The organism is Brevundimonas sp. (assembly GCF_031082345.1).
GTDB lineage: Bacteria > Pseudomonadota > Alphaproteobacteria > Caulobacterales > Caulobacteraceae > Brevundimonas.
In genome coordinates this window covers 1-5,443 of record NZ_JAVHLH010000197.1, presented here as the reverse complement: position 1 = coordinate 5,443, position 5,443 = coordinate 1, and the positions used below count along the sequence as shown (strand labels likewise).

Here is a 5,443-nt window from a genome sequence, read left to right as displayed (position 1 = left end):
GCGGCTGGCGCAGGGCCCGCTGCGGATCGGGGTGTTCGGGGATTCGATGGCCGACGGCCTCTATACCGGCCTTTACCGCGACCTGCGCGACGAGCCGAAGGTCACGGTGACCAAATTCTCGGAGGTCTCGACCGGCCTGTCGCGTTACGACTACGTCGACATCCAGGCCAAGACGCAGCGTCAGATCGGGGAGACGCCGATCGATGTGGCGGTGATCCTGTTCGGGACCAATGACGCCCAGGGCATCAGCCTGGACGGGGTGATCCACCATTTCGGCACCGAGGGCTGGAAGGCCGCCTATGCGACGCGGATCGACAACCTGGTGGCCATGCTGCGCAGCCGTGACGTGGCGGTCTACTGGGTCGGGCTGCCGCGGATGAAGAGCGCCCGGTTCGACGGGCGGATGGCCCTGATCAACGAGGTGGTCGAGGCGCGGATGCGGGCCCTGGGCGTGCCGTATCTGGAGACCACCGCCCTGACCTCGAACGGGGAGGGGGGCTACGAGGCCTATCTGCCCAACGACAGCGGCCGCAAGGTGCTGATGCGGGCCAACGACGGCATCCACATGTCGATGGCCGGCTATCTGCGCATGAGCGGTCCGGTGGCGGAGCGGCTGAAGCGGGACGCCGGGCTGGACCGGCCCGCCGCAGCCCCGGCGGCCCTCCCGTCCGCGGGCTGACCGTGAGGGCGGCGCTCGCGGCGCTGATTTCCGGTCTTCTGGGGGCGGCGTGCACAGGCGTCTCTCCCGCCTCCGCCCAGACGCCCTATGTGGCCATGGCCGCGCCGGAACCGGGCGGCGGCGTGTGTCCATCCGGCCTGTGCCAGGCGGAGGCCCTGAACAGCCTGTTCGAAGCCCTGGCGGCGACCGAGGCGGGGACGCCGGACCGGCCCGTCCATATCCTGCAGCTCGGCGACAGCCACACGGCCGGCGACCGCATCACCGGCAAGACGAGGGCGGTGCTGCAGGCGCGCTTCGGCGACGGCGGGCGCGGGGTCCTGCCGCCCGGCGTGCCTCACGAGGGTTATTCGCCGATGCAGGTCGAGGTGACGCCGACCGACTGGCGGATCACCCCCGCGCCGCTGACCTATCCGGGCTTCGAACCCTTTCCGGTCGGCCTGACCAATGTGTGGGCCCTCGACACCGAGGCCGACAGTCGGCTGACGTTGCGGCTCGACGCGCGGCTGGAGGCGACGGAAATCCGGCTGTGCTGGGAAGCGCCCTGGGGCGTGATCCTGTCGGACGAGGACGAGACCTGGGAGGTGGAGCCCGAACGCCGGGGCTGGTGGCTCTCATGCGGCGGGGTGCGGCCCGTCACGGCGTCGGGTGAGCTGATCGCGCGCGCCGTCGACCCGGACCGGCCGCTGGTGAAGCTGGATCACATCCGCCTGACGAAGCGTGGCCCGGGGGTCGTGGTCTCCAACCTGGGCATGGTGGGCGCGACCCTGGCCGATCTGGCGGCCCGCACCGAGGAAGTCGTCATCGACGAACTGGCGGAGTGGCGGCCGGACCTGATCATCCTGGCCTACGGGACGAACGAGGGTTTCGACGACGCGCTGGACCCCGTCGCCTACGAGGGCCTGCTGCGCGGGCAGATCGAACGCCTGCGGCTTCGCGCCCCGGGCGCCGCGCTGATGATCCTCGGGGCCCCGGACGGACTGCGGAGCGGGGTCGAAGGCGGCTGCAGCGCCGACGGGCTGCGCGCCCCGCCGCCGTCGCTGGCGGTGGTCCGGGACGTGCAGGGACGGGTCGCCGCCGACATGGGTGTGGCGTTCTGGGACTGGCATGGGCGGATGGGCGGCGACTGTTCAGCGGACCGGCTGGCGTTAATGGCCGAGCCCCATGTGCGCGGCGACCGGGTGCATTTCACCGGCGCCGGGGCCGACTGGATCGGCGGGATGCTGGCCGGGGATCTGCTGGCCGCCTATGACGCATGGAAGGCGGCGCCGAAGTCCGAAGCGGGGAGCGCGGACTAGATGCTGTTCCCCACGCTGGCGTTCGGCGTCTTCTTCCTGATCGTCTATTTCACCGCCTGGTCGCTGGATCGCGAGAACGGGCGGCGCAAGCTATTCCTGCTGCTGGCCAGCTGGTTCTTCTACGCCCAGTGGGACTGGCGCTTCGTCGGCCTGCTGATCGCCTCGGCGATCCTGAACTGGGGCGTGGCGGCGCTGATCGCGCGGTCCCGGGAGCGAGGCGGCAGGACCGGCTGGCTGGTCGGCCTGGGCGTGGCGGTCAATCTGCTGATCCTCGGCTTCTTCAAATACTACGGCTTCTTCGTCGAACAGGCGGGCGACCTGCTGGCGCAATTCGGCTGGGAGCGGGACCTGCCGCTGCTGCAGATCGTGCTGCCGGTGGGGATTTCCTTCTTCACCTTCCAGGGCATCAGCTACGTCGTCGACGTGCATCGCGGGAAGACGCCGGCGGCCAGGAGCCTGCTCGACGTCATGCTGCTGATGAGCTTCTTCCCGCATCTGGTGGCGGGGCCGATCGTGCGGGCCTCGGACCTGCTGCCGCAGTTCGACCGGACGCCGCGGCTGACGCGGGTGATGGCCACCCACGGCCTGCTGCTGATCGTCTGGGGCCTGTTCAAGAAGACGGTGATCGCGTCGGAGTTGTCGGTGAACCTGGTCGATCCGGTGTTCTTCGACCCCACCGCCTTCGGGGCGGTGGACATCGCCGCGGGCGTCTATGGCTATGCGGTTCAGATCTATTGCGACTTCTCGGCCTATTCGGACATGGCGATCGGGCTGGCGGCGCTGCTGGGCTATTCCTTCCCGCGCAATTTCGACCAGCCGTACCGGGCGTCGTCGATGCAGGCCTTCTGGCGGCGCTGGCATATCAGCCTGTCCAGCTGGCTGCGGGACTATCTGTATGTGCCGCTGGGCGGCGGGCGGAAGGGGCTGATCTCCAGCTGCATCAACGTCTTCATCACCATGGTGCTGGGCGGGCTGTGGCACGGGGCGGCGCTGACCTTTCTGGCCTGGGGCGCGCTGCACGGCGGGGTGCAGGTGATCGAGCGGCTGTTCCGCGCGGCGCTCGGAGATCGCAAAGTCCTGCCGACGGTGGTCGGGGTGCTGGTCACCTTCCACATCGTCTGCCTGGGCTGGATCCTGTTCCGGGCCGAGAGTTTCGACCTGGCCATGCAGGTGCTGCAGGGGCTGGGGCGGATCGGGCCGGTGGTCATGCTGACGCCGCTGATGCTGACCCTGATCGCCGGCGGCCTGGCCATGCACTGGCTGCCGCCGCGCGCCATCGAGGGCGTGGCCGAGCGGCTGAAGACGGCGCCGTCGCTGACCCTCGGCCTGCTGATCGGCGCGGCCATACTGCTGGTCGAGGCGGTGCGGCCCGAGGGCGTGGCCCCGTTCATCTATTTCCAGTTCTAGGGCGTTGGAGGAGGCATGACGAACTATCGCGACGAGCCGCCGATCCCGCTGGAGCCGTTCCCGGTGCGTCAGGCCGAGTCGCCATTCCCGCCGCTGGCCGAGAGCGTGGCTGCCCCGGCGGCGCCGGAGCCCGATCCGCCCAGCGACTGGATCGAGACGGCCGACGCCCACGACCTGCCGACACGCGAGAACGCCCTGGTGGCCCTGGGCCGGTTCGCCTTTCCGCCCGCGCCGCCGCTGGACGACGAGGGCGTGGCGGCGCGGGACCGGCGCTGGACCAGCCGGGCGGTGATGACGGCCGCGGCCTTCCTGCTGGTGTTCAACGCCGCGTCGCCGCTGAACTGGGCGCGGCAACAGCCGCCGGGCTGGGTCCCGGAAACGGTGCGGCAGCTGTCGGAGGTGTGGGTGGCGCAGCTGGCGGTCTTCGCCGTCGACCAGCCCCGGCAGGGGATTCGCGAGGCGTGGGACGCGGCCCGGCGGGCCCGGTTCATCGGCCAAGGCGACCCCGACGCCTCGACACCGGCCGCGGAGTCGTGAAAGCTTGCGGTTGAGGCCGGCGCTCGCGTCGGCTGTGGGGAGCGGGGGGCGTTCTGAATGAGGGTGAACCGGCGCGCGGCGCTGGCCGGAGGGGCGGCCGCGGCGATTGTGGGGACGGGCGTCGCGGGCGCCCAGACGCCGGTGCGCATCCGCAAGGGCGCGGGCGGGCTGACGGCGACCAGCGACGACGTCGCAGCCTTCAGCGAGGCCGCCAGGATCATGAAGCGGCGCAACGACGGCCTGTCCTGGGCCCGCCAGACCCAGATCCATCACCGCGACTCCCAGCACAACAACGGCCTGTTTCTGCCGTGGCACCGGCAGCAGCTGGTCCATATGGAGCGGATCGTGGCCCGGCTGACCGGGCACGACACCTTCGCCATGCCCTATTGGGACTGGCAGGAGCACCGTTTCCTGCCGGAGTGGGTGACGGACCGCGACTCGCCCCTGTACGAGCGCGAGCGGGCGCGGGGGGTGGAGACGCTGGACTTCGCCGAGGCGCGGTGGGCGGAGTCGTCCTATACGGCGAAGCTGGCCTCGGACGGGTTCGAGACCTTCTGCGGCAAGCTGCCGGAGGGGGCGGGGATGGTCGAGGGCTATGGCCACAACCACATCCACCAGCTGATCGGCGGGGCCATGCGGCATCCGCGGACCTCGGCGCGGGACGCGATGTTCTGGCTGCATCACAGCAATGTCGACCGGGTGTGGGCGACCTGGCATCGCAACCGGGGCAAGGATCTGTATCCGGCCGACTGGACCGCGCGGACGGTGACCGGCTTCGTCGATGTCGAGGGGCGGCTGGTCGGCGAGCTGCCGGTCGGCGGGACGCTGGAGACGCGGCCGCTGGGCTACGACTATGACCGGCTGTATCCGTTCCCGGTGTTCAGCGTGCCGGAGGAGGGGCCGCCGGGGGCGACGCGGCGGGTCCCGACGGGCGGGCAGAGCTGGACCGTGCGGGCCCAGGCGGCGGGCGCGGGGCGGGTGACGCTGGTCCTGCCCGACGACGCCGTGGCGCGGATGCGCGAGGCTGACGACACCCTGATGATCGCGGGCGAGGGGTCGGTGGCCTATGCGCGGGAGGCGGCGCTGGAGGACCGGTCGCTGGAGATCCGCCTGACCTGCGACGGGCGCGAGCGGTCGCTGGGGTCGTCGCCGACCTTCGTGCACATTCCGGAGTCGGGGGAGGGGCACGCGGGGCATCGCGGGCCCTATGTGCTGCCGTTCCGGTTCGGGGAAGAGGTCCTGAACCTGCTGGCCTCGGGCGACGGAGCGGCGGCGGTGACGGTGTTCGCGGAGGACCTGGCGCCGGAGCTGGCGCGGCCGGACGCGCGGGCGGAATGGATCGAACTGACGCTGACGCTGACGGAGACGCGCTGGGCATGAAGGGCGGGGGCATGAAGCGGTGGCGGATCGTTCTGTTGCTGGTGCTGACGGCGCTGGCCGCGGCGCCGATGACGGCCTGTTCGATTCTCCAGGAGCAGGAGCCGGCCTACATCCCGCCGCCGCCGCCCCCGCCGCCGCCGCCGCC

General features: G+C 71.1%; 5 protein-coding genes. All 5 read left to right on the top strand.

Going from position 1 to position 5,443, the window contains the following annotated elements; translation table 11 throughout:
- The coding region (locus RDU12_RS11955; protein WP_308684793.1) for a DUF459 domain-containing protein at positions 1-679 on the top strand (679 nt) is incomplete at its 5' end.
- Positions 680-681: 2 nt separating this feature from the next.
- Positions 682-1,974 carry a GDSL-type esterase/lipase family protein gene (locus RDU12_RS11950; protein WP_308684791.1) on the top strand — a complete coding sequence of 431 codons (1,293 nt, stop codon included), beginning with the start codon at positions 682-684 and terminating at the stop codon, positions 1,972-1,974.
- On the top strand, positions 1,975-3,381 hold the full coding sequence (locus RDU12_RS11945; RefSeq protein ID WP_300292614.1) for an MBOAT family protein: 1,407 nt from the start codon (positions 1,975-1,977) through the stop codon (positions 3,379-3,381).
- A 15-nt stretch (positions 3,382-3,396) separates the two neighbouring features.
- Positions 3,397-3,918, top strand: coding sequence for a hypothetical protein (locus RDU12_RS11940; protein WP_300292616.1), 522 nt, complete (start codon positions 3,397-3,399; stop codon positions 3,916-3,918).
- A 57-nt stretch (positions 3,919-3,975) separates the two neighbouring features.
- Positions 3,976-5,298, top strand: coding sequence for a tyrosinase family protein (locus tag RDU12_RS11935; protein ID WP_308684788.1), 1,323 nt, complete (start codon positions 3,976-3,978; stop codon positions 5,296-5,298).
- Positions 5,299-5,443: the final 145 nt, after the last annotated feature.

Coding starts and splice junctions, on each gene's coding strand:
- RDU12_RS11945 (WP_300292614.1), top strand. CDS start 1,975: ATGCTGTTCCCCACGCTGGCGTTCGGCGTCTTCTTCCTGATCGTCTAT.
- RDU12_RS11940 (WP_300292616.1), top strand. CDS start 3,397: ATGACGAACTATCGCGACGAGCCGCCGATCCCGCTGGAGCCGTTCCCG.
- RDU12_RS11935 (WP_308684788.1), top strand. CDS start 3,976: ATGAGGGTGAACCGGCGCGCGGCGCTGGCCGGAGGGGCGGCCGCGGCG.